Raw genomic sequence first — 26555 nt, forward strand, 5'->3', positions numbered from 1 at the left:
TGATTCTTTTTTAGATTGTTATTACATCTGCCGTCCGTAACGGCGTTTTTTCTTTTTCTTAGGAGTTGGCGGGGCTTTATCATTCCCAGCCGATGAATCGCTGCCACCGGGCAGGATACTGAAAAGGCTTCCGATTGTAGATTCTCTGCTTTCGGATTGCCGTTCTGACGGCACGAAAGGTTCTGCCGAAGGTGTGAACGGTTCTTTTGGAACAGCCTGTTTTGTGTGTCCCTCGTTTACATGGGATTCTCTAAACAGGTCATTAAATACATTGGCTGAAAATTCTTTTCCTAAACGAGAGCCGTTCAGGACGGCTTTGTTTTCGTGGTCGATAAATGTTGCACCATAGATACGCCCTTCCGGGTTCTGTCGGAATACGACTTCAATACCTTTTTCTTTCAGTTTTTTTTCAAATTGTTCCTTTGAGCCGGAAGCTTTCAATGCTTCGCTTACCCGACCTTTGATATTGGCTTTCAGTTTACCGTCTTTCCATTTGATTGCTGATTGTCCTATCCTGCGTTCCAATGCTTCATAACCGACCGACTTACCCAGCCGGGAAGACTTGATAGGATTACCCAGCTTTTCGCCTTTATCATCGGTTGCGGAATAAACTATACCGTTATACGCCTTGCCACGGATTTCACCTTTAACTTCTTCCGCACGTACATTATAAATTGATAACAGAGTATTCAGTTCCCCGATACTTTGGAACTGGTAAGTGTTTACTACGCCTTTAACCGTATTGGAAAGCTGGTGCTTTACATCACCCGCAGCATAATCGACCTTTCGGAACTGGTGGTGTTCCTGCTGTTGTTTCTTTTCGGCAGGATGCAGACCATATTTTGCTTCCAGTTCCCGTGTAATATCCTTGCTCCGGCGATGTTCAAACTTATCATTCAGTTTTTTGCCGTTCTCGTCCACCCGCAGGGATACGATATGCAGGTGGTGACGGTCGATGTCTTCATGCTTGTAAACCATGTAGGGCTGATTCCCATAGCCCAGCTTCTCCATATATTCCTGTGCAATCTCCGATAGCTGTTCATCCGAAAGTTTATCGTCCGGGTGCGGATTCAGGGATATATGGATTATGGGCTTTTCGGTTTTGATGTCTTGGGGCAGGTGCATTTCAAAACTTTCCATGCAACGCTGGATGTTGAAATTACCATCTTCACTTTCAAACATCCGGTTGCTGAAAAGTACCTTGCCTTGTTCTTCATCAACCTTATTCTGATTGTATGCCAGCGCACCGAAAAGCGAACTTCCCACATTTATTTTTGCAACCATCGCTGTTCAAATTCCTGTGTGAGTTCGATAATTTTCCGGCTTAATACCACCAGTTCTTCGGTCGCCTTTTCCAATTTATAGAGAAAAGAAAGGGCTTTCTTTTCGGTAAAATTGGTATTCAGAGCCTTCACAATCTGATTATAGTTCACGCCTATTGCCCGGAATTGAGCGTAAAAAGTTGTCAGGCGTGTGTAATAATCGACTGCTGCCTTATCAATTTTTATCACTTTGAATGAACCGCCAAAGATTCTTTCTGTGATAAAATGCGCTTTCGTCCGCATACCGGACTGTTCAAAAAGAGCCAAAAAACGGGCATGGTCAGTTGCATTGAAGCTGACCGAATACCGGAAAACTGCCGGGTCTGCCTTTGGCTTTCGTCCTTTGCCACCGGATTGTGGCACATTCGTTTTTTCTTTTCCCATACCATTATTTTTTTAAGGGTTTACGACTTCGGAGTACAACCCATCCCGGCTTGTCCGGGCAAGGGGTTCTAAGCTGCTGAAAGAATTTCAAGCTGCGCAGAACACACCTTGCTATTTGCACGGCGCAAATAAAATCCGTCATGGGACGGATTAGCAGTTAGCCATAAGATAAATGAACTCCGGGAAGCTATTGAACGGATGCCTTTTTATCGGTTCAAATAAGATTCCGGTGCAAAGTAACAGGGATTAATTATGCTGTGCCATAGCACATTATAGGACAAGCGAAGCCATCTAAAGCCATACGAAGCCACTTTCAAAAACGGACGGTTTTTCTCCATTTATTTGCGGTCAGAATCAGTATTGAAATAGATAAGTAAAGCGGTAAATACCGATAGAAATATTGGAATGAACCGGGCAATATGGAAAGACTGGTTTACTGATTTCAAGAAAGCAAGAAATACTGAAATCAATATTTCAAGCAATCAATAAAACAATATGTCTGCAAGTCGATAAAGACAGATTGAATTACAGATAACAATATGGAAATCAATACTGCACAGAATGAAGCAGTCAATCAATAATGAAGTAAAACAATAAAGAATTAAAGACATGAAGAAAGAAACATTATTCGTAGCCTTCTCCACCCAAAAGGGCGGGGTCGGTAAAACCACTTTCACGGTATTGGTGGCAAGCTATCTCTATTACCTGAAAGGCTACAATGTAGCGGTTGTCGATTGCGACTACCCGCAGCACAGTATCAGTGCCATGCGTAAACGGGACGGTGAACAGGTAAACAATGATACCAATTACAAGGTGCTTGCCTTTAATCAGTTCAAAGCATTGGGAAAGAAAGCCTATCCGGTCTTGTGCAGCACTCCCGAAGCTGCCATCAGTACAGCCGAAGAGTTCCTGAAAACAGAGCCGATGGAAATGGATGTGGTCTTTTTCGACCTGCCGGGAACGGTGAACAGCGAAGGTATTATCAGTTCGCTGGCTTCTATGGACTACATCTTTACACCGATTACCGCCGACCGGGTGGTACTGGAAAGCAGTCTTTCATTCGCTATGACGGTAAACAACCTGCTGGTACAGAATGAAGCTTACCGGATACAAGGTTTGCACCTATTTTGGAATCAGGTCGATGGCAGGGAGAAAACCGACTTGTATAGAATTTATGAAAATACTATCGGCGAACTGAAATTACCCCTTATGAAAACCTTTATCCCGGATACCAAACGCTACAAAAAGGAACTGTCCGGTGATAAAACTTCTGTCTTCCGTTCCACTCTGTTCCCTGCGGATAAGCGAATGATAAAAGGCAGCAACCTTGAAGAGTTGGTGGCTGAAATAGGATACATTATAAAACTATACTAATATGGCAAAACAGGAAAAAGTACAGGTGGATGAAGATTTTATGAAAGAAATCATTTCACAGGGTTTACCCATGAAACAGGAAATTTCACCTAAAACAGTAAGTAAAGAACCGGATACGCCGGAAGTAAGACAGGAAACTGTGGTAGAACCTGTCCGGCAACCGGAAGCAAAAACCATCCGGGAAACTACCCGCCGGAAGAAAAGTACCCCTGCCGATTACCGGGAAACCTATTTTCAGAAAATGGAACTTCCCGACCGCCAGCCGATATATGTAAGTCGTTCCACCCATGAAAAGCTTATGAAAATAGTAATGGTTATCGGTGAACGAAAAGCGACTGTAAGCAGCTATGTGGAAACAATTATCCTGAATCACTTCGACCAGTATCAGGACGAAATCAACGAACTGTATAAGAAAACTTTTGAAAGCCCGATATGATACTAAAATTAATGATAGCTGGGGTTGTCCTTTATTACCTCGTCCTGTTTTTTCGGTTCAGGAAGGAAGCAAACAGTTCCTCTTCCGAAAGCCCCGGCAACCGTAAAAACGAAAAGGCTGTCGTAGGTAAAACAACTTTCCGGTTAAGACAAGTAACGCCATACGAAGACACTGAAAGCCAGTTTTCTAAAGGGGTTGATAATGCTTCTATATTTGCCCCGGATGACACGGAAGACACCCCGCAGCCGATGGATGTTGAATTTGAAATGAAGTATGAAGATGAACTGGAAGCAGAAGAAATCGCACTTATCACTGGCGGTGAAGGTCAGTCGGCACGGGGTATCTCCTTTGAAGAAATGGCACAAGCGGTACAGGTCGTCAGGGAGCAGGAAGCCCCGGAAGAAGAGGAACGGAAAGCCCTGCAAACCTTGTCGGTTATGCAACAAACCAGCCTGTACGACACAATGATGGAACAGATAAACGGGGGCATGGTACGGGTGGCGGAAATGCTGGGTAAATACGATGCTGTATTTATCGCCCCGCCAAACGAAGCCAGCCCCGAAGATTTACAGGCGTTCGATATGAACGACTATATGTAGAACCTTTAAAACGAATCAGGTATGAAAGAAAAAGATTACGGTTAGCTGGGCTTAACCATTCAAAAAAGGTCAGAAGACCAACCACAAAAATTCTCAATTATTAATCCCGCCGGAATAGCGGACTATCCACCCGCTTTCCGGCATCATAAAATCAAGTTTATAATGAAAAAGAAAATATTTCTTTCCGCAGCCATCGTCTTGGCTGCAACTTCCGCATTTGCACAGGGCAACGGCGTAGGTGGTATTACAGAAGCTACAAACATGGTTACCAGCTATTTTGACCCGGCGACAAAGTTGGTGTATGCCATCGGTGCTGTCGTTGGTTTGATTGGGGGTGTAAAGGTGTATAACAAGTTCAGTTCAGGCGACCCGGATACAAGTAAAACCGCAGCTTCGTGGTTCGGGGCTTGTATCTTCCTGATTGTGGCTGCTACCATCCTTCGTTCATTCTTCCTGTAATCATAGGTGTTATGATTAGCTATTCAATTAACAGGGGGATTGGAAAACCTGCGGAGTTCAAAGGGCTTCGCAGCCAATACCTTTTCATTTTTGCAGGCGGGCTACTTGCCGTCTTCGTATTGTTCATCATTCTTTACATGATAGGTATAAACCAGTGGGTCTGCATCGGGTTCGGGGTCGTAGCGGCTTCGGCTCTTGTGTACTTCACTTTTATGCTGAATGACAAATACGGCACACACGGTCTTATGAAAGTAACCGCCCGCAGAAGCCATCCCCGGTACATTATCAACCGGAAAGCCATCCCCCGATTATTCACCTATAAAAGACAGAAGAACGCATGAGGAATATATTAAAAGCAGCCACATTGGAAAGCAAATTTCCCCTGCTGGCAGCCGAACACGATTGTATCATCAGTAAGGATGCCGATGTTACGGTGGCGTTCCGGGTAGAACTGCCCGAACTGTTCACTGTTACCGGGGTCGAATACGAAGCGATACATTCCGCTTGGCATAAGGCAATCAAGGTATTACCCGATTATAGTATTGTACATAAACAGGACTGGTTTATCAAAGAAAACTATACCCCTGAAATCCAAAAGGATGGGTTAAGTTTCTTGTCCCGTAGTTTTGAACGGCATTTCAATGAAAGACCTTTCCTGAATCATACCTGTTACCTGTTCCTGACAAAAACCACAAAGGAAAGAAGCCGTACCCAAAGTAATTTTAATACGCTTTGCCGTGGCTTCATCATTCCAAAGGAAATTCAGGATAAGGAAACAGTAACGAAGTTTTTGGAATCGGTCGGTCAGTTTGAACGGATAATGAACGATTCGGGATTTATCACCCTTACCCGTCTGACTTCGGATGATATTACCGGAACGCCGGAAAAAGCTGGGATTATTGAAAAATACTTTTCCCTGTCGCAAAGTGATACGACTACACTACTGGATATGCAACTGAACCCCGAAGATATGCGTATCGGCGATAATATTTTATGCTTGCATACGCTTTCGGATGTGGAAGACCTGCCGGGTGCGGTTACTACTGATTCCCGTTACGAAAAGCTGTCCACCGACCGTAGCGACTGCCGTTTGTCGTTCGCTTCGCCTGTGGGTGTATTGCTTTCCTGTAACCATATCTATAACCAGTATATCTTTATAGACGACCATGCGGAGAACCTAAAACGCTTTGAGAAGCAAGCCCGTAATATGCACTCGCTGTCCAAATACAGCCGTTCCAATCAGGTGAACAAAGAGTGGATAGAGGAATACCTGAACGAAGCGCACAGTCAGGGTTTGACCTCTGTTCGCTGCCATTGCAATGTAATGGCATGGGCGGATGATAAGGAAGAATTAAAGCATATCAAAAATGATGTGGGAAGCCAGCTTGCCTTGATGGAGTGCAAGCCTCGCCACAATACAACGGATACCCCGACCCTTTACTGGGCGGGTATCCCCGGCAATGAAGCCGACTTTCCGGCGGAAGAATCCTTCTTTACATTTATTGAACAGGCTTTGTGCTTCTTCACGGAAGAAACGAACTACCAATCATCACCCAGCCCGTTCGGGATTAAGATGGTGGACAGGCTTACCGGAAAACCGCTTCATATTGATATTTCCGATTTGCCCATGAAAAAAGGAATTATTACGAATCGTAATAAATTCATTCTTGGGCCGAGCGGAAGTGGAAAATCCTTTTTTACCAACCACATGGTACGCCAGTATTACGAACAGGGAACACACGTCCTGTTAGTGGATACCGGAAATTCCTATCAGGGATTATGCGAATTAATCCACCGGAAAACTGGCGGGAAAGACGGCGTGTATTTTACATATACCGAAGATAACCCGATTTCATTTAATCCATTCTATACCGAAGATAATGTCTTCGATATTGAGAAGCGGGAATCCATCAAAACGCTTATCCTGACCTTGTGGAAACAGGAGCATGAAAAACCCACCGGGGCGGAAAGCGTTGCCTTGTCCAATGCTGTAAGCGATTTTATTAACCGGATTACACAGGATAAGTCCATCGTACCCAGTTTTAATTCCTTTTACGAATTTATCAAAAATGAATACCGGAATAATCTGAACGAACAGAATGTCAGGGAAAAGGATTTCGATATTGATAATTTCCTATTCGTGTTGCAACCTTTCTATAAAGGTGGCGAATACGATTACCTGTTGAACTCGGATAAGGAACTGGACTTGTTGAACAAACGCTTCATCGTTTTTGAGGTAGATGCCATCAAAGATAACCCCGTACTTTTCCCTGTGGTTACAATCATTTTGATGGAAGTTTTCATTAACAAAATGAGGCGGTTAAAGGGTATCCGTAAGATGCTGCTTTTGGAAGAAGCGTGGAAGGCTATCGCCAAAGATAGCATGGCACATTACCTGAAATACCTGTTCAAAACGGTGCGTAAATACTTCGGCGAAGCGGTGGTGGTAACGCAGGAAGTGGACGATATTGTCCATTCTCCCATTGTGAAAGAATCCATCATAACGAACTCCGACTGTAAAATCCTGCTCGACCAGCGCAAATACATGAACAAGTTCGATAGCATACAAGCGATGCTGGGTTTGACCGACAAAGAAAAAGCGCAAATACTTTCCATCAACATGGCGAACCATCCGGGACGGAAGTACAAAGAAGTATGGATAGGACTGGGTGGCGTACAGTCGGCTGTATATGCCACAGAAGTGAGTTTGGAAGAGTATTACGCATTTACAACGGAAGAAACTGAAAAACTCGAACTGTTCCAACTTGCCGATAGGCTGGATGGCGACCTTGAGTTAGCTATTAAACAGCTTGCCGAAAGCAAGCGTAATCCTAATTAAAATCAAATCAATATGAAACAAATAAAAATCATCTTCCCGGTGCTTCTCTGTGCTATTCTACTGGCTTTGTCTTCCTGCAAAGAAACAAACGCCGACCGACTGAAAGCCATGTGCGGTCATTGGGAAAGCGTTACAAACCGACCATCATTCACGGTCTTTGAAAGTGCGGATGGCTATAAAGTAACCATGCAACGAAGAACCCGCAGGGGTGAAACCCGTGCGGAAACCTATCAAATCATAGAAAAGGACGGATACCTGTTTATCGAAACAGGATTTTCCATACTGGTAAGCTATGATAGTGAAACCGACCGGATACTATTATCCTCCGGCGGTGAATATGTAAGAAGTAAAAAACAATCAAAAAATTAAAGCGATGAAAACAAAAATAATGATGTTAGTCGTGGCACTCTGCCTGTTTGCAGGTAACGCCAGCGCACAATGGGCGGTCATTGACCCGACAAATTTGGCTCAGGGTATTGTCAATACTACCAAAGAAATTGCACAGACTTCAAAAATTGTAGGCAATACGGTAGATACTTTCAAGGAAACCAAGAAATTGTACGACCAAGGCAAGCAATATTATGATGCCTTGAAATCGGTAAACAATTTAGTGAAAGATGCCCGCAAAGTACAGAAAACCGTGCTTTTGCTGGGTGAGATTACTGATATATACGTTACCAACTTCCAGCTAATGTTATCGGATAAGAACTTCCGACCGGAAGAACTCAACGCCATTGCTTTCGGATATTCCAAACTGCTGGAAGAAAGTTCGGATGTATTGACCGAACTTAAAAATGTGGTAAATATCAACGGGCTTTCCATGACCGATGCCGAACGTATGGAACGGATAGACAAAGCATATAATTCCGTATTGAATTACCGGAATTTGGTTTCCTACTATACCCGTAAAAATATATCCGTGTCTTATCTGCGGGCAAAGAAAATCAGCGACACCGACCGTGTGATAGCCTTGTATGGAACTGCTAACGATAGATACTGGTAATTATGACGTTGTTAGCCGTTGATTGGGGAAACCTGCATGAGATTCTGAAAAATCTCTATGTGGATATGATGCCCCTGTGCAGTAATATGACTGGGGTAGCCAAAGGTGTGGCGGGATTGGGTGCATTGTTCTATGTGGCAGCGAAGGTATGGCAAGCCTTATCGAGAGCTGAACCGATAGACGTGTACCCGCTTTTGCGACCGTTCGCCATTGGTCTGTGCATTATGTTCTTTCCGACTATCGTACTGGGAACGATAAACAGTGTATTATCCCCGGTAGTAAAAGGAACGAATCAAATACTGGAAGGACAGACCTTTGATATGAATAAATACCGGGAACTGAAAGATAAAAAGGAGTATGAAGCCATGCTTCGGAATCCTGAAACCGCTTATCTCGTTTCCGATGAAGAGTTCGACAAGCAACTGGATGAACTTGGATGGTCGCCTTCGGATTTGATTACGACAATGGGGATGTATATGGAACGGGCTTCTTACAATATAAAGAAAGCCGTCCGGGACTGGTTCAGGGAACTGTTGGAAATACTCTTTCAAGCTGCTGCCCTTGTCATAGATACGATACGGACGTTTTATTTGATTGTATTAGCCATACTTGGTCCGATTGCTTTTGCAATATCGGTCTATGATGGCTTCCAATCAACCTTAACACAATGGATAACACGTTATGTAAGCGTGTACCTGTGGCTTCCCGTATCGGATTTATTCAGTTCCATCCTTGCCCGGATTCAGGTCTTAATGCTGGAACGTGATTTACAGTTATTGGACGACCCCAGTTTTATTCCCGACAGTTCCAATACGGTTTACATCATTTTTATGATTATAGGAATTGTGGGATACTTCACCATCCCGACAGTATCCAACTGGATTATTCAGGCTGGCGGATTAGGTGGTATGAACCGGAATCTTTCTAAAACAGCAAGTGGTGGCGGAAACCTTGCGGGTGCAGCAGCCGGGGCAGTAGGTGGGAACATCGCCGGAAAATTAATTAAAAAATAAACAGTAAAAATATGGAGTTTAAAAGTTTAAAAAATATAGAAACCAGTTTTAAGCAAATACGCCTGTTCGGGATTGTATTTGTATGCCTGTGTGCCGGGATTGTGGGTTATGCCCTTTGGAACTCGTATAGTTTTGCAGAAAAACAGCGTGAAAAGATTTACGTTCTCGATGGGGGTAAATCCCTTATGCTGGCACTTTCGCAGGACTTATCACAGAACCGTCCCGTGGAAGCAAAGGAACACGTTAAGCGTTTCCATGAACTCTTTTTTACCCTGTCGCCGGATAAGAACGCCATTGAATCGAACATACAGCGTTCCTTATACTTGGCGGATAAAAGTGCTTTCAATTACTATAAGGACTTATCCGAAAAGGGGTATTATAACCGTATCATTTCCGGGAACATCAACCAGTCGGTACAGGTGGACAGTGTAATATGCAACTTTGACCACTATCCCTATCAGGTGGCGACCTATGCCCGGCAAATGATTATCCGGGAAAGCAGTGTTACCGAAAGAAGCCTTGTTACCCGATGCCGGTTGCTGAACTCCGTAAGGAGTGATAACAACCCGCATGGATTTACCATTGAAGCTTTCGAGATTACGGAGAATAAGGATTTACAAGTATTAAAACGGTAGGGCTATGGTAAAGAAATCATTAACAAACCTGCGGGACTGGGTAGATGATAAGTTGCGATACGCTTGTGGAAGCCTGTCGAAAGATGCCCGGATAATCATTATCATAACTTTTATTCTCGGCGGTAGCATCCTATCTATTTACTGGACGGTTTCTTCCATATATAATATAGGAAAGAAAAGTGCAGAGAAAGAATTTATGGAGATAAGGCACATTGAACGCTTGGAACTGGAACGAAAAGACAGTATAAACCATTATCAATTACAAAAATATGGAACAGAATCAGAATTTGAATCAGGAAACGAGTAACAACAAAGAAAGGAAAGAGAAAAAACAGCTTTCCCCGCAGGAATTACAGAAACGGAAGAAACTAATCATCTTCCCATTGATGTTCCTTGCCTTTGCCGGATGTATGTGGCTGATATTTGCCCCGTCCTCAAAAGACGAAGTAAAGCCGGACGAAATCGGCGGTTTTAATGCCGATATTCCATTACCCAAAGAAGACAGGATATATAGCGATAAAAAGACGGCTTACGAACAGGAATCCATGAAATCCAAACAGGAAGACCGGATGCGTTCTTTACAGGACTTCGGGTTTACATTGGGTGAAGAAAATAAGGTTACGGATAATTTGAGCCTGACCGCCGACCTGCCGGAAGAACAACCAGCAAATAACAGCCGGAGTTATTACGGCGGTTCTTCCCGTAATAGTTCTTATGTGCAATCTTCGGCTTACGCCTATCAGGATATAAACCGCCAGTTGGGAAGTTTCTACGAAACACCCAAAGAAGACCCGGAAAAAGAAGAACTGGCACGGAAGATTGAAGAACTGGAATCCCGGCTGTACGAACGGGAGAATACCCAAAGTACGGCGGACGAACAACTGGCACTACTTGAAAAATCCTATGAATTGGCAGCCAAATACATGAACGGCGGGCAGGAACAGGCAGTGAAACAGGTTACACCTACTGCATCCAGACAGGGAAAGGTTCAGGCGTTGCCTGTACAAGCGGTAACGGAACAAACCGTTTCGGGATTACAAGTACCTATGAGTGATGCGGAGTTTATCGCAGCATATAGCCAGCCCCGGAACTTTGGATTTAATACGGCGGTCGGAACTGGGTCGTTAATGGGAAAGAATACTATTCTTGCCTGTATCCATGAAGACCAGTCGGTAATGGACGGGCAAAATGTCCGGCTTCGCCTGTTAGAGCCGTTACAGGCAGGTCATATCCGTATGCCGAAAAACAGCCTGTTATCAGGAACGGCACGGGTTCAGGGTGAGCGCATGGATATTAATATATCTTCATTGGAATATGAAGGTAATATCATTCCGGTTGAATTGGTGGTCTATGATTCGGACGGGCAAAAAGGTTTATCCGTTCCGTCTTCGCTGGAAATGCAAGCCCTGAACGAAGGTATGGCAAATATCGGGGCTGGGCTTGGCTCAAGTTTTACTGTCAATCAAAATGCGGGGGCTGCCATCGTGTCGGATTTGACAAGGGGTGTTCTGCAAGGCGGTTCGCAATACCTCTCAAAAAAGTTCAGGACGGTAAAAGTAAACCTGAAAGCCGATTATAAAGTAATGCTATACACAAAACAATAATAATAACCACAAAAATTTCTCAATTATTAATCCGCCGGAAAGCGGGCAATCCACCCGCCAACGGCAACTAAAAATCAATTTGTAATGAAAAAGTTAATTATCATGTTCGCACTGGTTATCGGTGCGGTAACGGTCAAAGCGCAAAGCAATGATTTGTTTCAGGGTATTACCCAAAAATTTCCTTACGGGCAGATGGTTACGCCTTATGGCGTTCAGGTAACTTTTGCCAAAACAGTACACATTATCTTCCCTTCCACTGTCAAATATGTGGATTTGGGTTCTAACCATCTTATCGCAGGAAAAGCGGATGGGGCAGAAAATGTTATCCGTGTTAAAGCTGCTACCGAAGGTTTTCCGGGAGAAACCAACTTTTCGGTTATCTGTGAGGACGGCAGTTTTTATTCCTTCAATGCCAAATACGCCAATGAGCCGGAAATGCTGAATATAGAAATGAAAGATTTCCTTGAGAATGAAAGTATAACCGACTATTCCCATACCCGGATGAACATTTACTTCCGTGAACTGGGTAATGAATCGCCGTTGCTGGTAAAGCTGATAATGCAGTCTATTTATAAAAATAACGATAGAGAAATACGCCACTTGGGATGCAAGCGTTTCGGGATACAATTTTTAATCAAGGGAATTTACGTGCATAACGGAATGTTCTATTTCCATACACAGGTGAAGAACTCTTCCAATGTTCCGTTCGATACCGACTTCATTAAATTTAAGGTGGTCGATAAGAAGGTGGCAAAGCGCACTGCCATTCAGGAATCGGTACTTTATCCCGTCCGCAGTTTTAACGAAGTGATTACCATAGGTGGAAAATCCACTGTTCGCACGGTCTATACCTTACCAAAGTTCACCATCCCGGACGATAAGATACTGGTGGTAGAGCTGGTCGAAAAGAACGGTGGCCGTCACCAAAATATCCGTATCGAAAGTTCGGATATTGTGAACGCCAGAGTGATTAACGAACTTAAAATCAAGTAAGATGAAGAAATTAATCTGTGTTATAGCAGTGTTGTGTTTGTGCCAGACTTTTAACCTGGCACACGCACAACGTTACCTGCCCGGACAAAAGGGATTCCAACTTACGGGCGGAATGGCGGATGGTTTTAAGAAGCCCGGTGAACCGGAATCGGCATACTATTTCGGTGCTGCGCTTGCCACTTATACCAAAAACGGAAACCGTTGGGTGGTCGGTGCGGAATATCTCAATAAAGAGTACGAATATAGGAATATAACCGTGCCTGTAAGCCAGTTTACAGGCGAAGGCGGGTATTATATCAAAATACTTTCCGACCATAGGAAAACGTTCTTTTTGTCCTTCGGGTTGTCGGCTCTTGCCGGATATGAAACAAGCAACTGGGGAGATAAGGAACTATACGATGGTTCTACACTCACGAACAAAGATGCCTTTGTTTATGGTGGGGCTGCTACACTGGAACTGGAAACCTACCTGACGGACAGGGTGGTTTTTCTTATCAATGCCCGTGAACGGATGCTGTTCGGTTCTTCCATCGGAAAGTTCCACACACAATTCGGGGTCGGTTTTAAATTCATAATAAATTAGTGCGATATGAAAAAGATAATCAGAAACATATTAATGGGGGTGTACTTGCTGGGAGCAATGCTGCTGGTGTTTTCTTGTGATGATAAGCTGGATGTTCAGCAGGTTTACCCGTTTACGGTAACAACGATGCCCGTGCAAAAACGTATTAAGATGGGTGAAACGGCAGAAATACGTTTTCAACTTCAAAGGGAAGGCTATTACCAAGAAACGAAATATTTCATCAGGTATTTCCAGCCGGATGGTAAAGGTACGCTCCAGATGGCGGACGGAACATTATTTCTTCCAAATGATTTGTACCCGCTTCCGGGCGAAACGTTCCGTCTATACTATACTTCCGCTTCCACCGACCAACAACAAATTGATGTGTATATCGAAGACAGCTTCGGGCAGGTGGTACAGCTAACGTTTGCTTTCAATAATGAGAATGAGAAAGAAGAATCAAAAGAGTAACGGAGTTTAGACAACTTATTGAAAACCATCTGATATATAATTTGTCAGGTGGTTTTTTATGGATATTTTTGTTCTTTAAACTTTGAAATATGGTTGGTAATATTAGACATATAGTAGTTTTTGAGAGTTTGCCTAATGGTGAGAAAAAGACAGGGGAAGAACTTTATAAAGATTGTATAAGTAGGCGAATAGACCTTCTTCAAAATGATAGTATAAAGATGTCGCATAAATATTACAATGTCCGCAATAAAGGAGAGTTAATAGAATTAATAAAATACTATCAAGTAAATGCGGAATTTTTGAATAATGGACTTTTATTCCATTTTGAGATGCATGGAGATTCTGATTTAAAAGGATTAGTTTTAGCCGATGGCTCTTTAATCACATGGAAAGAACTCGTTGAGTTATTTAGACCAATCAATGTTACAACGAAAGACAAGTTATTTATAACTATGGCTACTTGTAATGGGCGGTATCTATATCAAGGTGTAAATGCCTATGAAAAATCACCTTATTCTGGCTATATTTCTGCGAGTAAAGAGGTTTTAGTTAATGAAATTTTAGAAGATTTTGCTATATTGTTTGAAGAACTGATAGATAATGGAAATATTGTAGCAGCATATCTGGAGCTTGAAAAAAAAGGGTCAAACTTCTATTATAAAGATTCTGAAAGGACTTTTGAAGAAGCTTTTCTATCTACCATTCAAAAACAGAGAAATGACCCACAATTCAAGGAAGAGATTCTTCAAGATACCGAAAAAGCAACGGGTAAAAGACCAACAGAAGATGAATATAAAATCATTTTAGAAAAAGTTATAAATGATTTGTACACAAAGCAAAAGGATGCATTTAATTTCAACTGACACATGAAAAAATCCACCGGGTTAGCGGTGGATCCTTTCATCAATAAAAAATTAAAAGTTCTGAAAGCGGTTTCTTTGCTACTTTCTTTTTCAGCACACTTCACGAAAGAAAGTAGTTTTTATTTGCACTGTGCAAATAGCAAGGTGTGTTCAGCGCAGCTTGAAATTCTTTCCGCAGCACTGAACTCCTTGTAAAATATTATTCTTCCGAAGTCGAATTGTTCTTATTAGAAAGCCATTCATCCCGCCGTTTCCGGCACTCTTCCAGCGTTTTCGCTACCGTAGAGAAAAGTTCTCCATTCGTATGGCGATAATCATACTGGAAATATTCTGTTCCTCTGAACGCTCCCGCAATGAACGTTACATATTTTTCTTGTCCCGGCTCTTGGGTCGTGGACACTCCATTTTTATTTAGTGATTCCATATATTTACATTAATAAAGTGAGTAATAAGGCGATGAAAACCGCAGCTACCAAAAGGCTATACAATACAGATACAAATAACCGCAGGATAAAGCGGATAACAAAAAATGCAATTATCAGGAATAACCATGTTTCCGCCGATATGGACAAAAAGTAAGTTACTGAAGCTAATAGTCCCACCCGGAACAATAACCTGAATAAACCGCTTATTTTCATTATAATTTGTTTTATGGGCGGGTTTCCCCGCCCGGTGAATAATCAGGAAGCCCGGAAAACAAAACTATCTTCAAACCAGTAATCACCCATAAACAGGTCGCGGGCAAACTTTTCGTAATCAAAGTATGTTTTTGCGAACTCCGGCAGTTCGTAGCACTGTTCTACAATTTCATAGGCATAATCTTCTTCATCGTTATATTTGCCCTGAAAATCATCCCTGAAAGAAGAAATAAGGTCGTGTGCATCTTCGGTCGATAGGTCGTGTGAGACATGATTACACCACACCATAAACGCTTGCTGCTCGTCTTCGCTTAAATCGTCCATCGCATCCCGGATGTCGAAAAAGTTGTCAGATAGCCAGCTTTCGCCGATTAATTCATCCGGTATATTTTCCCAGTCCTGAAACATATATTCCGGGTCTTCTTCGTCTGCGTGTAACTCCTTACAAGCTTCGTAAAACTCGTCTTTGTCCGAAAAGTCGGAAAGGTCAAACCACTTGCCCTCGATTGAGCCATCGTTGTACTTTGCGTATGTACCTACATAAATCCTTGCTTCGCTTAAACTTGTTGCTTCCATAACTTCTGATTTTTTTAGATATATGCGGATTCTTGAGGTGAGGGAGTTGAGTTTCATAACCTTTTTTCCTGCTTCTCGTAAATCCGACTTTTTTTATATGCGTCTTTCCGTCGGGTCGGTCGTTTTCGTTTCATATATGCCGGAAAGTGTAGGCTTTAGTCTTTGCAAGTTTTTGTGGAAAAATACTCTCAAGCGAAGCGCAGCAGGAAGATTTTTACATCAAACCCATTAGGGCTTGAACTTTCAAAGACGTTAAGAAGCCGTAAATACTTTTGCATATAGAAATGGAAATGATTAACCGCCCCGATGGAATGACTGCCTATGGGAGTGGTTTACGGTTAAAGAAGCTGGCAAAAAAGCATTACTTTTGTATCATATAATAAAGGTTTTAATTATGTATAAATCAATATTTCATATTCCAAAAATGGATTGCCCCTGTGAAGAAAGCCTTATTCGCATGAAATTACAGGATACTAAATCTATCAAGCATCTTGATTTCGACCTTGCAAAACGGATATTAGTTGTAACACATAGTGGCGACAGCAGTAATTTTATTACAGAACTTGAATCACTTAATCTTGGTGCAAAGCTTCAAGAAACAGTGGCAACAGATGGTAATGATTCTACCGATAATCCAGCCCGACAGCGAAGAGTTCTATGGATTGTACTCGCAATCAATTTCGCTTTCTTTTTGATTGAAATTACAACAGGGCTTATTTCAGGTTCAATGGGATTAGTAGCAGATAGCCTTGATATGTTGGCGGATGCTCTTGTTTATGGTATGAGCCTTATGGCTGTGGGGGCTGTTATTGCAAAGAAAAAGCGAGTGGCACTTATAAGCGGCTACCTACAAATTTTACTTGCAGCATTAGGGCTGTCAGAGGTTATAAGGCGTTTCTTAGGATTTGAGATTATGCCCGAATTTAAAACCATGATTGTCATTAGCTTACTTGCCTTACTTGCTAACTCCATCTGTCTATGGTTGCTTCAACGTACTAAAAGTAAGGATGCACATATTAGAGCAAGCGTAATATTTTCGGCAAACGATGTTATTATAAATATTGGAGTTATTATAGCAGCCTTATTTGTTTGGTGGCTTGAAAGCAATATCCCTGATTTGATAATAGGTATAGTAGTTTTTCTTGTTGTTATTCGTGGTGCAATCCGAATTTTGAAACTGGCTAAATAAAAAATGGCGGGCTTTATCGGCTCGCCATCATTAGATTATCACAATTTGTGATAAGTTACTTTTCTTCATCAGGTATTCTGTACCCTATGGGTTTTCTTGGTTTGGGGTCAGGTTTACTTAATAACTGGGTTAAAGCTTGGTATATCTCACTGAACTGTGCATCTGTACTTTCTTCCAGTTCCTCGATACGTTTAAGAAGTTCATCATATCCGATAACCATTTGTCGCATCAGGACAAATGCCCGCATAATAGATATATTTACATCTATTGCTGTTTGACTTCTTAATACCGTAGAAAGCATTGCTACACCCTGTTCCGTGAAAACCATTGGGCTGACAGAACTGTGTTTTAGGGTTTCGGGGAACTGGTCACAAATTGTGACCAGTTGGTGAAACTCTTCTTTATCCAGTTCAAACATAAAGTCAGAAGGAAAGCGCTGAATGTTACGTTTGACAGCCTGTTTGAGAACCTTTGTCTTTACATTATATAACTCTGCTAAATGGAAGTCCAGCATTACCCTGTATCCCCGGACTTCAAAGATTTTGTTTTGAATGACTTGCAATTCCATATCTATTTATATTTTAATGTTTTAGAATAAAAATCGTTACCTAATTCGTTACCCATTGGTTACCTACTGAAAATAGGTAACTATTGAGCCACTTTTTTATAGATTTTTTCAATACCCGTAAATTGCTCGGAAAGTCCTTTCATATCATCACTAATCTTATTATTAGTAATGCGGGCGTAGATTTGGGTCGTTTCAATATTGGTATGCCCCAGCATTTTAGAAACGGTTTCAATGGGAACTCCTTTACCCAGTGTCGTTGTGGTGGCAAAGGTATGACGGGCAAGGTGAAACGTAAGGTTTTTCTTGATTCCGGCAAGGTCGGCAATCTCCTTCAAATAGGAATTAAGTTTTTGATTACTGATTACAGGAAGGATTTTACCGTTAGGAAGCTTATCCTTATACTTATCCAAAATCATCTTTGGAATGTCCAGTAACGGTACATTTACATCTATTCCAGTTTTCACCCGCTTAGTCATAATCCAAAGGTTGCCGTCAAACGACTTGCGGATATGCTCTTTTCTAAGTCCTGCTACATCTATATAAGCCAAACCGCAAAAACAAGAAAAAAGAAATAAATCCCGAACGTGTTCCAGCCTTTCGGAAACAAGGTTGAGTTCAAGGATTTTCTTGATTTCATCTTCCGTAAGGTATCCTCTATCAACCCTTTGTAAGCGTATTTTATAGTTGGCAAAAGGGTCGCCGACTATCAGCCCGTTGTTCCGGGCAATCAAGACTATACGTTTGAAGAACTGCATAAACTTGGCAGTCGTGTTATGGTTACATCTGCCAACTGTCATAAGATAGACCTCAAAGTCATTTATAAACATATTGTTTATAGACTTCAAAGCTATATCGGAAAGATTGTACTTAGCTTGGATAAAACTCGCAAGATGCTTGCGGGTTACTTCATACTTTTGATAGGTAGATGCAGATTTAGATAGACCTATAAGCTGCTTCACATCATCATTGTGCTTCTGAAATAAATTCAGCAACGTTTCGTGGTTCTCCGTATGCCCTAAAAATTCATTCTTGATTTGCTCGGCAGTAACATAGTTTTCTCGCCGTTGCTGTTCATGGTAGATTTGGTGTAATGATGCTTTAATGTCTTCCAGTAACTTATTGAGTTGTGCGCAGGACTTCCCGGTTGCTTTACCAGCTTTCACACTCCAATTATCGGGATGGATGCTTTGTTTGGTACTAAACTGGCAAATTTTTCCATCAACGGTAATTCTTGCCATAATTGTTACCTCTCCATTACGTTTTTCTGACCCTTTTTTCAGGTAGAAAAGGACTTTGAATGTACTCTTCATAATCTCACTTTTTAATGTTACAAAATTACTTTTAATGTATTAATTGTGAGATATATACAGGCTGTACAAATTCGGACAGCGAGAGGTCATTTTTGGACAAATCGTTACCGTTTTTGTCCGGTATGGAATCGGTAACGATTTAGGCACAAATTTGTGTCTTTTGAGGTCTTTTTGGTGTCTTTTATGCTGGACAAAATACAAACAAAAAAGCCTACAAATCATTGACTTGTAGGCTTTTGTCCGTTTATTGTCTGTTTTTGTCCAGACCTTCCAGCGGAGAGAGAGGCTCTTTCTCTTGAACTCTCATAAACTGCCATAGGTGTTCAATATTTTGTTTTTCAGTAGTTTGTATGTTGGTTCGATAAAGTAAGATTTCATAGAAAATCTTTGGTGATATCGATTTTTGGGTGTAATTTTGGGTGCAGAAATTACACACCCAGATAATATGAATATCAAACGCAATATCATCTTTGCTCTTGAGAGTCGCAAGAAGGCAGGTGTTCCCATCGTGGAGAATGTGCCTATTCGCATGCGTGTGAACTTCGCCTCTCAGCGCATCGAGTTTACTACAGGCTATCGCATTGATGCTGCTAAATGGGATGCCGACAAACAGCGGGTCAAGAATGGCTGCATCAACAAGCTCAAGCAATCGGCTGCCGAAATCAATGCTTCGCTCCTCGGCTATTATACCGAGATACAAGAGATCTTCAAGAAGTTTGAGGTCGATGAAGTGATGCCTACGCCCGAGCAGATTAAGGAGGCATTCAACGCACTGCACAGACCAGCGGAGGAAGAAGCGAAGCCCTCCTCATGGAAAAAAGCCACGAGGGGCAATGATTTTTACAAGGTCTTTGATGAGTTTGTGCGTGATTGTGGGCGACAGAATGATTGGACACACTCTACCTATGAGAAGTTTGCAGCCGTGAAGAATCACCTTGCGAACTTTCGGGAGGGGCTCAACTTTGAGTTTTTCGATGAGAAGGGGCTGAACGACTATGTCGCTTATCTTCGTGAGGTCAAGGAGATGCGTAATAGCACTGTCGGCAAGCAGCTGGCATTCCTCAAATGGTTTTTGCGTTGGGCTTTCAAGCAGGGAGTGCATCAGAACAATGCCTACGACACTTATAAACCCAAACTCAAGAATACGCAGAAGAAAATCATCTTCCTGACGTGGGATGAACTGACGAAGCTCCGAGAGTTCGAAATACCTGCCAACAAGCAGGCTCTCGAACGAGTGCGTGATGTCTTTCTCTTTCAATGCTTCACAGGCTTGCGATATTCCGATGTATTCAACCTCCGCCGAAGCGATATCAAAGGCGAACATATCGAGGTGACCACGGTCAAAACCTCGGACAGCCTGATCATCGAACTGAACAATCATAGCAAGGCGATTTTGGATAAATACAAGGATGTGGTATTTGAGGACGATAAGGTCTTGCCTGTGATTACTAATCAAAAGATGAACGACTACCTCAAGGAGCTGGCAGAGCTGGCAGGCATAGATGAGCCTGTGCGTCAGACGTACTACCGAGGCAATGAGCGCATAGACGAGGTCACACCCAAGTATGCTCTTCTCGGCACGCATGCAGGTCGTCGCACCTTTATTTGTAATGCCCTTGCCCTCGGCATCCCTCCGCAGGTGGTTATGAAGTGGACAGGACACAGCGACTACAAGGCAATGAAGCCTTACATCGACATTGCAGACGACATCAAGGCGAATGCGATGAGTAAATTCAATCAGTTATAGCCCTATGAAACAAGAAATACAAGCCATAGACCGCAAGGATTTCGCCCCTATCGTACACGCTATTGGGGCAGACATCGAGCAAACTCAGGTGCGCATCGTGGCATCAGCCAATGCCGATATGCTCTTTCACTATTGGAAAGTGGGGCATTTCATTCTCTACCTCCAAGAGAAAGAGGGCTGGGGTGCTAAGGTCATCGACAAGCTCTCGGAGGCTATCCGCTCACAATATCCGGATAAGAAAGGATATTCTCGCAGAAACATCTTCTATATGTGTCGCTTTGCCAGTGCCTACCCTCTGAATGTGCTACAACAAATGTGTGAGGTAGACAGCGTGTTAAGTAATCCATCTGTGGATGCGGTGAAAGCTCTTGCAACTCAACTCAATCAATTAGTGCAAGAACCTCTTGCACTAATTCAAAACGCAGAAAACCAACCTATTGAAGTTTCGCAACAACCTGTTGCACAATTAGGAGAGGTGGCACAAACACTTTCTTCTGTCTATTGCACAGACATTCAGAAAATAGAGGAACTCTTCAAGCGTTCTGCGGTCGTTCGTACAAATTGGGCAAGCCATATAATACTCCTCAACAGCAAGCTCCCTCTTGGCGAACGCTATTGGTACATTACGCAAGCCGTGGCGAATGGCTGGAGTAGTAATGTGCTGAAAACACAGCTAGACACTAACCTCTTCGCTCGTCAGATTGAGGCGAAGAAGGTAAACAACTTTGCCGTGCGTTTGCCCGAACCACAGAGCGACCTCGCCAACTATCTGATGAAAGACCCCTACATTTTCGACATTATGGGACAGACAGAACAGATGGCGGAGCGAGACATCGAGTGTCAGTTGGTGTCGCACATCACGAAGTATTTGCTCGAGATGGGGAGTGGCTTTGCCTTTGTGGCACAGCAAAAGCATTTTCAGGTGGGCGAACAAGACTTCTATGCCGACCTCGTCCTCTACAACATCCAGCTGCACGCCTATGTGGTCATTGAGCTGAAGGCAACGCCTTTCAAGCCCGAATACATGGGGCAACTGAATTTCTACATCAATGTGATAGACGACACGCTGCGAGGCGAACACGACAACAAAACCATCGGCTTGCTGCTCTGCAATGGGGGCGATAAGGTTGTGGCACAATATGCCCTCTCGGGTTACGAGCAGCCAATAGGCATCAGTGACTATCAGCTCACGAAGGCTATCCCAGACAACCTTCGTTCCACCCTCCCCAGCATCGAAGAGGTCGAGGAGGAGCTTAATAAGATTGTGGATAAAAATTAAGAACGATAATAATGAGCAACGAGAATAAATGGGTTGAGGCTGTTGCGAAAGTAGCCAAACGTTTACACGAAGGACAACAAGACAAAGCTGGAGTCGATTACTTTGAGGGTCATTTGGGGTTTGTGGCATCCCTGGGTAATACTTGGCAAGAAAAGGTTGTTGGCTATCTGCACGATGTAAGCGAAGATACTCCTCATACGGTAGAACAGGTGTTAGATTTGTTGGAGGAAGAGGCAGGAGGAAGCATGGGTCTTGCCGAGAAAGAAAAAATAGGGAAAGCTCTCCGATTGCTAAATCACCATCACTCCAGCGACCGAGAAACCTATATTCACAAAATAGGAACTGACGCTTTAGCCCGAGCAGTTAAGATGAACGACCTAAGGCACAATATGGACATTCAGCGGTTGCCTCATCCCACCGCAAAGGATTACCTTCGATTAGAAAGATACAAACAGGAGTACGCCTACCTTAGCCAAATCGATTGACAACATTTTGTTGTGTAAATACCTGCATTTACATAACAAAACAGAAGGCTGTAAGATATTAGTTTATCAGCAATAATTCTCATTTATTGCCGATAAACTAATTCTTTTCTGGACGAGTTTTGTCGCAAAAATGCATCTTTTTTGCGACAAAATCTCATCAAGGAGCATATATAAGCGTTTCAATTATATGTGATTAGGGGATTGTTTGAGTGCGGAAGGGGGCTATTCCTTCTTACAATCTCTTCCCTCGATTGCGTTTGATAAGCTGTTGCCACTTGTGTTCGCACCAGTCGAGGACGGATAAGCCGTTGATGGAGAGGAAGGGCTTTTGCTTTTGGTCTTTCTCAATGCAGAGCATCGTGTCGTCCTCCTCGAAGTAGCGTTTGTACATTGAGGAATAAACCTTGGCTTTGGCTCGTACGACTTCACCAGTGCGATACATTTGTGTTATCTGCTCGTCCGAGAAGCCCATAAACGCTAAAAGCCTGCGTACATTAAGAAGGGCAAAGAATGGAGGCATAAATCGCTGAATAAAACTCCGCTCCTCCTCGTAGGCTTTCAGCTCCTTCCGCTGTTGCTCCAGCTCTCTGTCCTTATCCTTGAGCCTGTCTTGCAGAACGACAACCTCCTTGCGGATGTCGTTCTTTTCTTTTTCGCTGAGGTATTGGGCTTGTTCCGCCTCCTTCTCGAGGGCTTCGATACGCTGCTCGGCTTTGTCAAGTTCAGAGTTGCCAAAGAAAGAATAGAGCGTGTCCTTGATGCGGAGCTTACCTGCTTTCTTTTCCAGTTGGGCAACACGCTCTTTGAGCTGAGCTTCCTCTACTTTCTTGTTTTCGGTTGCTTTGACCAGCTCTTTGTAATATGCCATGTTCGTGCGGTGCTTGGCTTCCGATCCGTGAAGACCTCGCTCTAAGCCGAATTGTTTTACTGCTTGGGCATAGGTCGTTTGATACTCTTCAAGCTTCTTGGGGGTAAGCACATCATCGGCACAGAGACGCACCTTGTTTCGCTTGGTCTTGTATTTGCGTTTGCCGTTGTCGGCTTCGTCCTTGGCTTTGCGTCGCTCGCCTTGCACGATTGGCACAACGGTGGCGTGAATGTGGGGCGTCTCTTCGTCTGCGTGGAGCGTGGCTGCTACGACATTCTCCGCTCCGAAGGTCTGTCGTAACCAATCCATCGAAGCCTCGCACCATTCGGAGAGGCGTCCTTCCTTTTCGATGCGAAGCATATCCTCGTGCGAGCCTGAGAGGATAAATCGCAAGGCTCGCACTTGGTTGTCAGAAACCTTGCGGTAAATACCTGCGGTCGCTATTCTGTGCTCGATAGCCTGTGTTCGGCTCGTGACATTTTCGGGGAATTGCACCAGTTCTCGATTGAGGTGCGTGCGAGAGGCATCGACATTATTCGGGGTGTATGTCCGCTCAATATGAGCGGTCACGCCCGAGTCGTTGCCTTTCGCCTTATCTATATGTAATACGGCATAGCCCATAGTTGAAGATTGGTTCTAGGGGTATCCAAAGGGGCGAAGTCCCTTGGCTCAGGAGGGCTTTTTTAGCGGTAACGGAGTGGAGTGTGAAGAAAAAGCCCTAATGAGCTATGGCATTTCTCGAAATGTCCGCTCCGCCTGCTACCTCTGAATTCAGTGTGTCTAAGCATTCGATGAATGCTTGCCAGCTTTGTTTCTAAGTTCTCTCTTTGAGAACTTGCAGGCGATCAGCCCTGCCATAGTCCCGAAACAAAGCCGAGTCATTGCTTCGCCACCTTTGGATTACCCGATGAATACTCGATTTGAATTGCGTGCATTTGCTCTATCTGCGAAGCCCTCGCTTGCGAGGCGTCTGAGTCTGCTTTTGCGACTTGCGCTCAGCACAGAGCCACTCGTTGAGGTCTTTGTGCGGGGCATAGAGATGGCTCATATCCTTGACCTCGATGCCTGCCTCTCGAAGGTGCTGCAAAGCCTTTCTTCCTGCCTCGTCATTGTCGAGGAAACATTCCACACAGGGATATGCTTGCAGTTGTGGCAAAGCTCGAGGCAGGAGAACCAAGGAGTTTAACACCAGGCTGTCGCTTGGCTCATTGGGGTTCAGTGTCCGCCAAGAGAGGAAGTCCATAAAGCCCTCGAAGACCTGCACACTCTTTGCTCCTGCTCCCAACCTACTCATAGCTTTCGGGGCGATGCAACCCTTGAAGTAGGGATTGCGTAGCTCCCAGCCCCCTGCATCGTTTTGGAAACCGAGGGCATAATAGGTTCGTTCGCCTGAACGATAACGCACCTCGGAGCAATACTTTTCTAACTGGGAGGGCGAAATGCCGCGCTCCGAGCCGTAGCGTTGTAGCTGCGAGTTAGAAATGGATTGCACCGAAAGAATTTCGAGTCCTTGCTGAGCGGAGGTTTTTGTTCCGCCAAAAGAAAAATCAGTCTTGGGTAGTCCTGTCTCTCCTCGGAGACGTTGCAGTGCCTCTGCTGTTGAGCAGCGGTATAAAGCACAAACAAGGTCGATAATGTCGCCATGCTCGCCAGTGGCGAAGTCGTACCACTGATTGCGTTCGGTGTTCACTTTGAAAGAGGGCGTGCGCTCCTGCCTTAGTGGCGAGCAGTACCAATAGGCATTGCCCTTGATTTGTTTGGGTTTGTGTCCAGCCTGCTGGAGGTAGTCTACGATAGATAGTTGCTTGATTTCTTGTATCGTTTTCATGTCTTTTTTTCTTGGAGGGTTATTGTTGGGAATTGGTCAGTCGGTCGAAATCTATAGGCACACAGACCGTCCGACCCAATGTTGTTTCTTCTTTGGTCGGTTAGTTCAGGTATATATAACCTGCGTCCGACCGACCGATGACACGCATCTGATTAGTAGTGGTACTCTGGATTGAAGCGATATTTGCCACGCTCTTCTTTGATGACCATGCGCTTGTTCAGAAGGAAGCGGAGCAATTCTTTGAGCTTCGTCTGCCCATATTCGTGAGCGGTGACACCCTTATAGGCAGCCCGCAGTCGGGGGATTAGGTCGCCATAGCTTTGGGTACTACCCTGAGGGAAGGCGTCCTTTAATGCTTCTCGGTGCTGCTCATCCGTCAGCTCTTGATAGGAGAAATGCTTGACGGTCTTCGTGTCCTCTACATAGGTTGCATCGACCTCGGGCAGGCAGATGCCATCGGCTTGCTCCGTGAGGCGAAAGGCAAACTTGTCAAAGGGCTTGGAACGAATAATCGCAGGAGCAACCACGCTGCGGTCGGCATCGACGCTATCTTTTGTGACCTGCAAGACGCACTCCGCCTTGTTGTTCAACTCCGTGCCTATATGCCCTCGGGCGTTGTCGTCGCCCTTGTTGAGGTGTAGCACAGTGTGCAGATGGATGTTTCGCTCGCCTGTCCACTTCATCAAGTCGCCCACAAGGCGTGTCGCCTCCGTGGAGTTGTTGATGTCCAGCATCAGGTCACGGATACCATCGATGACGACCAAGCCCACATCGGGTGTATTGTAGATGGCATGGCGGATAATCTCTCTGCGTTGGTTGGGGTCGGCGATGGCTCTGAGGTGGCTGAATTTCAATCGCTCGGGTTCTCGGTCGAGCGGCAACCCTGCCAGCCTTAGAATGCGCTGCATCACCAGCTGGCAGTGGTAAGGGCTTTGCTCGGTGTCGAAGTAAAGGATATTGCGCTTGCTCTCGGGAAAGCACGCCCGATATTCCAATACCTGTCCATCAACGAGGGCAGAGGCGACTAAGGCACTCACATTGAACGTCTTCTTTGCCTTGGCTTTTCCTGTCGAAACGCTGAAGTTTCCCAGCGTGCCGATGATGGCATCGTCCACACGCAGCACGATGGGCGGTAGGCTAAACTTGTCCGTCACCCGAATGAGCGACTGCTGCCAAATGCTTTCGTAGTCTGGCGTATTCATCTGCGTCCTCCTGTTTTGCGACCAGCCAACTCGAGGGCGAGGTCAGCGTCCACGATAATTTTACGCCCTACCTGCGTGATCGCTCGGTCTATCTTGCCACTCTGTTTGATGCGGTTGGCGGTGGGGAGGCTACATCCGAAAAGTCGAGCTATGCCCGATAGTCCATACACATAGCGTCTTTGTTCTTTGGAGGGGCTCGCCTCTGTGGTAGTATTGCTGGGCTGCGATCCGTGGCGAGCAAGGAAGAGCAATTCCTCGCCAGTCATCTGCCATACGGGCTTGCCCAAAAGTTCTTCTAAAATCATACT

31 protein-coding genes are annotated in these 26555 nt (G+C 44.1%); 21 read left to right on the forward strand and 10 right to left on the reverse strand.

The genetic code is table 11. The features are described from left to right. Positions 1-21: 21 nt before the first annotated feature. Both mobB and mobA read right to left on the reverse strand, forming a co-directional pair. Entirely contained in the window at positions 22-1284 is a 1263-nt protein-coding gene (mobB, locus tag JT26_RS00560) for a conjugal transfer protein MobB (protein WP_036844659.1), read from the reverse strand. After that, positions 1269-1706 (reverse strand): conjugal transfer protein MobA, encoded by a 438-nt coding sequence (gene mobA, locus JT26_RS00565; protein WP_034542528.1) that lies wholly within the window; start codon positions 1704-1706, stop codon positions 1269-1271. The genes mobB and mobA overlap by 16 nt, the downstream gene beginning before the upstream one ends. Positions 1707-2315: 609 nt before the next feature. Between mobA and JT26_RS00570 the strand changes: the two genes are divergently transcribed. From JT26_RS00570 to JT26_RS10570, 17 genes are all read left to right on the forward strand, one after another. After that, positions 2316-3080, forward strand: coding sequence for a ParA family protein (locus JT26_RS00570; protein ID WP_034542530.1), 765 nt, complete (start codon positions 2316-2318; stop codon positions 3078-3080). A gap of 1 nt (position 3081) precedes the next feature. Beyond that, positions 3082-3516, forward strand: coding sequence for a DUF3408 domain-containing protein (locus JT26_RS00575; RefSeq protein WP_034542532.1), 435 nt, complete (start codon positions 3082-3084; stop codon positions 3514-3516). Then, entirely contained in the window at positions 3513-4115 is a 603-nt protein-coding gene (locus JT26_RS00580) for a hypothetical protein (RefSeq protein WP_197068400.1), read from the forward strand. Before JT26_RS00575 ends, JT26_RS00580 begins: the two co-directional genes overlap by 4 nt. Positions 4116-4277: 162 nt before the next feature. After that, positions 4278-4574 (forward strand): DUF4134 domain-containing protein, encoded by a 297-nt coding sequence (locus JT26_RS00585; RefSeq protein ID WP_025003727.1) that lies wholly within the window; start codon positions 4278-4280, stop codon positions 4572-4574. Between the two features lie 11 nt (positions 4575-4585). Then, the gene (locus JT26_RS00590; RefSeq protein ID WP_036844663.1) at positions 4586-4915 is read left to right on the forward strand and encodes a DUF4133 domain-containing protein; all 330 of its coding nucleotides are present in this window, start codon (positions 4586-4588) and stop codon (positions 4913-4915) included. Continuing rightward, on the forward strand, positions 4912-7413 hold the full coding sequence (locus JT26_RS00595) for a TraG family conjugative transposon ATPase (protein ID WP_036844665.1): 2502 nt from the start codon (positions 4912-4914) through the stop codon (positions 7411-7413). The genes JT26_RS00590 and JT26_RS00595 overlap by 4 nt, the downstream gene beginning before the upstream one ends. A 12-nt stretch (positions 7414-7425) precedes the next feature. Next, positions 7426-7782, forward strand: a complete 357-nt coding sequence (locus JT26_RS00600) for a DUF3876 domain-containing protein (RefSeq protein ID WP_036844667.1) — start codon at positions 7426-7428, stop codon at positions 7780-7782. A gap of 4 nt (positions 7783-7786) precedes the next feature. Beyond that, positions 7787-8416 (forward strand): DUF4141 domain-containing protein, encoded by a 630-nt coding sequence (locus tag JT26_RS00605; RefSeq protein ID WP_025003725.1) that lies wholly within the window; start codon positions 7787-7789, stop codon positions 8414-8416. 2 nt (positions 8417-8418) lie between these two features. Next, complete coding sequence (gene traJ, locus JT26_RS00610) at positions 8419-9429, forward strand: conjugative transposon protein TraJ (protein ID WP_036844670.1); 1011 nt, start codon at positions 8419-8421, stop codon at positions 9427-9429. Positions 9430-9440: 11 nt separating this feature from the next. Then, the gene (traK, locus tag JT26_RS00615) at positions 9441-10064 is read left to right on the forward strand and encodes a conjugative transposon protein TraK (RefSeq protein WP_036844672.1); all 624 of its coding nucleotides are present in this window, start codon (positions 9441-9443) and stop codon (positions 10062-10064) included. A gap of 4 nt (positions 10065-10068) precedes the next feature. Then, a complete protein-coding gene (locus JT26_RS00620; RefSeq protein WP_034542538.1) occupies positions 10069-10371 on the forward strand; it encodes a TraL conjugative transposon family protein in 303 nt (100 codons plus the stop codon). After that, positions 10334-11668: a conjugative transposon protein TraM gene (gene traM / locus JT26_RS00625; protein ID WP_036844674.1), complete on the forward strand. Its 1335-nt coding sequence runs from the start codon at positions 10334-10336 to the stop codon at positions 11666-11668. Before JT26_RS00620 ends, traM begins: the two co-directional genes overlap by 38 nt. Positions 11669-11752: 84 nt before the next feature. Further along, positions 11753-12661, forward strand: a complete 909-nt coding sequence (traN, locus tag JT26_RS00630) for a conjugative transposon protein TraN (protein WP_036844677.1) — start codon at positions 11753-11755, stop codon at positions 12659-12661. A 1-nt stretch (position 12662) separates the two neighbouring features. Beyond that, entirely contained in the window at positions 12663-13244 is a 582-nt protein-coding gene (locus JT26_RS00635) for a conjugal transfer protein TraO (RefSeq protein ID WP_036844680.1), read from the forward strand. 6 nt (positions 13245-13250) lie between these two features. Beyond that, complete coding sequence (locus tag JT26_RS00640; protein ID WP_036844683.1) at positions 13251-13694, forward strand: DUF3872 domain-containing protein; 444 nt, start codon at positions 13251-13253, stop codon at positions 13692-13694. 89 nt (positions 13695-13783) lie between these two features. Beyond that, on the forward strand, positions 13784-14557 hold the full coding sequence (locus tag JT26_RS00645; RefSeq protein ID WP_036844686.1) for a hypothetical protein: 774 nt from the start codon (positions 13784-13786) through the stop codon (positions 14555-14557). Positions 14558-14560: 3 nt separating this feature from the next. Continuing rightward, the gene (locus tag JT26_RS10570) at positions 14561-14752 is read left to right on the forward strand and encodes a hypothetical protein (RefSeq protein ID WP_152566952.1); all 192 of its coding nucleotides are present in this window, start codon (positions 14561-14563) and stop codon (positions 14750-14752) included. A gap of 4 nt (positions 14753-14756) precedes the next feature. Here the strand turns inward: JT26_RS10570 and JT26_RS10365 are convergent, their stop codons facing one another. After that, positions 14757-14981, reverse strand: a complete 225-nt coding sequence (locus tag JT26_RS10365) for a DUF3873 domain-containing protein (protein ID WP_081966347.1) — start codon at positions 14979-14981, stop codon at positions 14757-14759. A 256-nt stretch (positions 14982-15237) separates the two neighbouring features. Next, positions 15238-15771 carry an antirestriction protein ArdA gene (locus tag JT26_RS00650; RefSeq protein WP_036844955.1) on the reverse strand — a complete coding sequence of 178 codons (534 nt, stop codon included), beginning with the start codon at positions 15769-15771 and terminating at the stop codon, positions 15238-15240. 394 nt (positions 15772-16165) lie between these two features. Between JT26_RS00650 and JT26_RS00655 the strand changes: the two genes are divergently transcribed. Beyond that, positions 16166-16960 (forward strand): cation transporter, encoded by a 795-nt coding sequence (locus JT26_RS00655; protein WP_034542544.1) that lies wholly within the window; start codon positions 16166-16168, stop codon positions 16958-16960. A gap of 55 nt (positions 16961-17015) precedes the next feature. Here the strand turns inward: JT26_RS00655 and JT26_RS00660 are convergent, their stop codons facing one another. Both JT26_RS00660 and JT26_RS00665 read right to left on the reverse strand, forming a co-directional pair. Then, the gene (locus tag JT26_RS00660) at positions 17016-17528 is read right to left on the reverse strand and encodes an ORF6N domain-containing protein (RefSeq protein ID WP_025003714.1); all 513 of its coding nucleotides are present in this window, start codon (positions 17526-17528) and stop codon (positions 17016-17018) included. A gap of 80 nt (positions 17529-17608) precedes the next feature. Further along, complete coding sequence (locus JT26_RS00665) at positions 17609-18838, reverse strand: site-specific integrase (protein WP_036844689.1); 1230 nt, start codon at positions 18836-18838, stop codon at positions 17609-17611. 445 nt (positions 18839-19283) lie between these two features. Between JT26_RS00665 and JT26_RS00670 the strand changes: the two genes are divergently transcribed. From JT26_RS00670 to JT26_RS00680, 3 genes are read left to right on the forward strand one after another with little or no spacing between them, the layout of a single operon-like run. Then, positions 19284-20585, forward strand: coding sequence for a site-specific integrase (locus tag JT26_RS00670; RefSeq protein WP_036844692.1), 1302 nt, complete (start codon positions 19284-19286; stop codon positions 20583-20585). A gap of 4 nt (positions 20586-20589) precedes the next feature. Beyond that, positions 20590-21864, forward strand: coding sequence for a YhcG family protein (locus tag JT26_RS00675; protein WP_036844695.1), 1275 nt, complete (start codon positions 20590-20592; stop codon positions 21862-21864). Between the two features lie 11 nt (positions 21865-21875). Continuing rightward, positions 21876-22349, forward strand: a complete 474-nt coding sequence (locus tag JT26_RS00680) for a phosphohydrolase (RefSeq protein ID WP_200879736.1) — start codon at positions 21876-21878, stop codon at positions 22347-22349. Positions 22350-22581: 232 nt separating this feature from the next. Here the strand turns inward: JT26_RS00680 and mobV are convergent, their stop codons facing one another. From mobV to JT26_RS00700, 4 genes are all read right to left on the reverse strand, one after another. Then, positions 22582-23838 carry a MobV family relaxase gene (gene mobV, locus JT26_RS00685; RefSeq protein ID WP_036844699.1) on the reverse strand — a complete coding sequence of 419 codons (1257 nt, stop codon included), beginning with the start codon at positions 23836-23838 and terminating at the stop codon, positions 22582-22584. Positions 23839-24157: 319 nt separating this feature from the next. After that, a complete protein-coding gene (locus JT26_RS00690; RefSeq protein ID WP_036844702.1) occupies positions 24158-25045 on the reverse strand; it encodes a toprim domain-containing protein in 888 nt (295 codons plus the stop codon). A 152-nt stretch (positions 25046-25197) separates the two neighbouring features. Continuing rightward, positions 25198-26247 (reverse strand): AAA family ATPase, encoded by a 1050-nt coding sequence (locus tag JT26_RS00695; RefSeq protein WP_036844705.1) that lies wholly within the window; start codon positions 26245-26247, stop codon positions 25198-25200. Then, entirely contained in the window at positions 26244-26552 is a 309-nt protein-coding gene (locus tag JT26_RS00700; RefSeq protein WP_036844708.1) for a DUF3853 family protein, read from the reverse strand. The genes JT26_RS00695 and JT26_RS00700 overlap by 4 nt, the downstream gene beginning before the upstream one ends. Positions 26553-26555: the final 3 nt, after the last annotated feature.

The organism is Porphyromonas sp. COT-108 OH1349, from assembly GCF_000768755.1.
GTDB classification, from domain to species: Bacteria; Bacteroidota; Bacteroidia; order Bacteroidales; family Porphyromonadaceae; genus Porphyromonas_A; species Porphyromonas_A canoris.

Coding starts and splice junctions, on each gene's coding strand:
- JT26_RS00675 (WP_036844695.1), top strand. CDS start 20,590: ATGAAACAAGAAATACAAGCCATAGACCGCAAGGATTTCGCCCCTATC.
- JT26_RS00645 (WP_036844686.1), top strand. CDS start 13,784: ATGGTTGGTAATATTAGACATATAGTAGTTTTTGAGAGTTTGCCTAAT.
- JT26_RS10570 (WP_152566952.1), top strand. CDS start 14,561: ATGAAAAAATCCACCGGGTTAGCGGTGGATCCTTTCATCAATAAAAAA.
- traN (WP_036844677.1), top strand. CDS start 11,753: ATGAAAAAGTTAATTATCATGTTCGCACTGGTTATCGGTGCGGTAACG.
- JT26_RS00590 (WP_036844663.1), top strand. CDS start 4,586: ATGATTAGCTATTCAATTAACAGGGGGATTGGAAAACCTGCGGAGTTC.
- JT26_RS00650 (WP_036844955.1), bottom strand. CDS start 15,771: ATGGAAGCAACAAGTTTAAGCGAAGCAAGGATTTATGTAGGTACATAC.
- JT26_RS00670 (WP_036844692.1), top strand. CDS start 19,284: ATGAATATCAAACGCAATATCATCTTTGCTCTTGAGAGTCGCAAGAAG.
- JT26_RS00580 (WP_197068400.1), top strand. CDS start 3,513: ATGATACTAAAATTAATGATAGCTGGGGTTGTCCTTTATTACCTCGTC.
- JT26_RS00570 (WP_034542530.1), top strand. CDS start 2,316: ATGAAGAAAGAAACATTATTCGTAGCCTTCTCCACCCAAAAGGGCGGG.
- JT26_RS00595 (WP_036844665.1), top strand. CDS start 4,912: ATGAGGAATATATTAAAAGCAGCCACATTGGAAAGCAAATTTCCCCTG.
- JT26_RS10365 (WP_081966347.1), bottom strand. CDS start 14,981: ATGGAATCACTAAATAAAAATGGAGTGTCCACGACCCAAGAGCCGGGA.
- JT26_RS00680 (WP_200879736.1), top strand. CDS start 21,876: ATGAGCAACGAGAATAAATGGGTTGAGGCTGTTGCGAAAGTAGCCAAA.
- traJ (WP_036844670.1), top strand. CDS start 8,419: ATGACGTTGTTAGCCGTTGATTGGGGAAACCTGCATGAGATTCTGAAA.
- JT26_RS00665 (WP_036844689.1), bottom strand. CDS start 18,838: ATGAAGAGTACATTCAAAGTCCTTTTCTACCTGAAAAAAGGGTCAGAA.
- mobA (WP_034542528.1), bottom strand. CDS start 1,706: ATGGGAAAAGAAAAAACGAATGTGCCACAATCCGGTGGCAAAGGACGA.
- JT26_RS00575 (WP_034542532.1), top strand. CDS start 3,082: ATGGCAAAACAGGAAAAAGTACAGGTGGATGAAGATTTTATGAAAGAA.
- JT26_RS00660 (WP_025003714.1), bottom strand. CDS start 17,528: ATGGAATTGCAAGTCATTCAAAACAAAATCTTTGAAGTCCGGGGATAC.
- JT26_RS00600 (WP_036844667.1), top strand. CDS start 7,426: ATGAAACAAATAAAAATCATCTTCCCGGTGCTTCTCTGTGCTATTCTA.
- JT26_RS00690 (WP_036844702.1), bottom strand. CDS start 25,045: ATGAAAACGATACAAGAAATCAAGCAACTATCTATCGTAGACTACCTC.
- mobB (WP_036844659.1), bottom strand. CDS start 1,284: ATGGTTGCAAAAATAAATGTGGGAAGTTCGCTTTTCGGTGCGCTGGCA.
- JT26_RS00605 (WP_025003725.1), top strand. CDS start 7,787: ATGAAAACAAAAATAATGATGTTAGTCGTGGCACTCTGCCTGTTTGCA.
- JT26_RS00655 (WP_034542544.1), top strand. CDS start 16,166: ATGTATAAATCAATATTTCATATTCCAAAAATGGATTGCCCCTGTGAA.
- JT26_RS00585 (WP_025003727.1), top strand. CDS start 4,278: ATGAAAAAGAAAATATTTCTTTCCGCAGCCATCGTCTTGGCTGCAACT.
- JT26_RS00635 (WP_036844680.1), top strand. CDS start 12,663: ATGAAGAAATTAATCTGTGTTATAGCAGTGTTGTGTTTGTGCCAGACT.
- traM (WP_036844674.1), top strand. CDS start 10,334: ATGGAACAGAATCAGAATTTGAATCAGGAAACGAGTAACAACAAAGAA.
- mobV (WP_036844699.1), bottom strand. CDS start 23,838: ATGGGCTATGCCGTATTACATATAGATAAGGCGAAAGGCAACGACTCG.
- JT26_RS00700 (WP_036844708.1), bottom strand. CDS start 26,552: ATGATTTTAGAAGAACTTTTGGGCAAGCCCGTATGGCAGATGACTGGC.
- traK (WP_036844672.1), top strand. CDS start 9,441: ATGGAGTTTAAAAGTTTAAAAAATATAGAAACCAGTTTTAAGCAAATA.
- JT26_RS00620 (WP_034542538.1), top strand. CDS start 10,069: ATGGTAAAGAAATCATTAACAAACCTGCGGGACTGGGTAGATGATAAG.
- JT26_RS00640 (WP_036844683.1), top strand. CDS start 13,251: ATGAAAAAGATAATCAGAAACATATTAATGGGGGTGTACTTGCTGGGA.
- JT26_RS00695 (WP_036844705.1), bottom strand. CDS start 26,247: ATGAATACGCCAGACTACGAAAGCATTTGGCAGCAGTCGCTCATTCGG.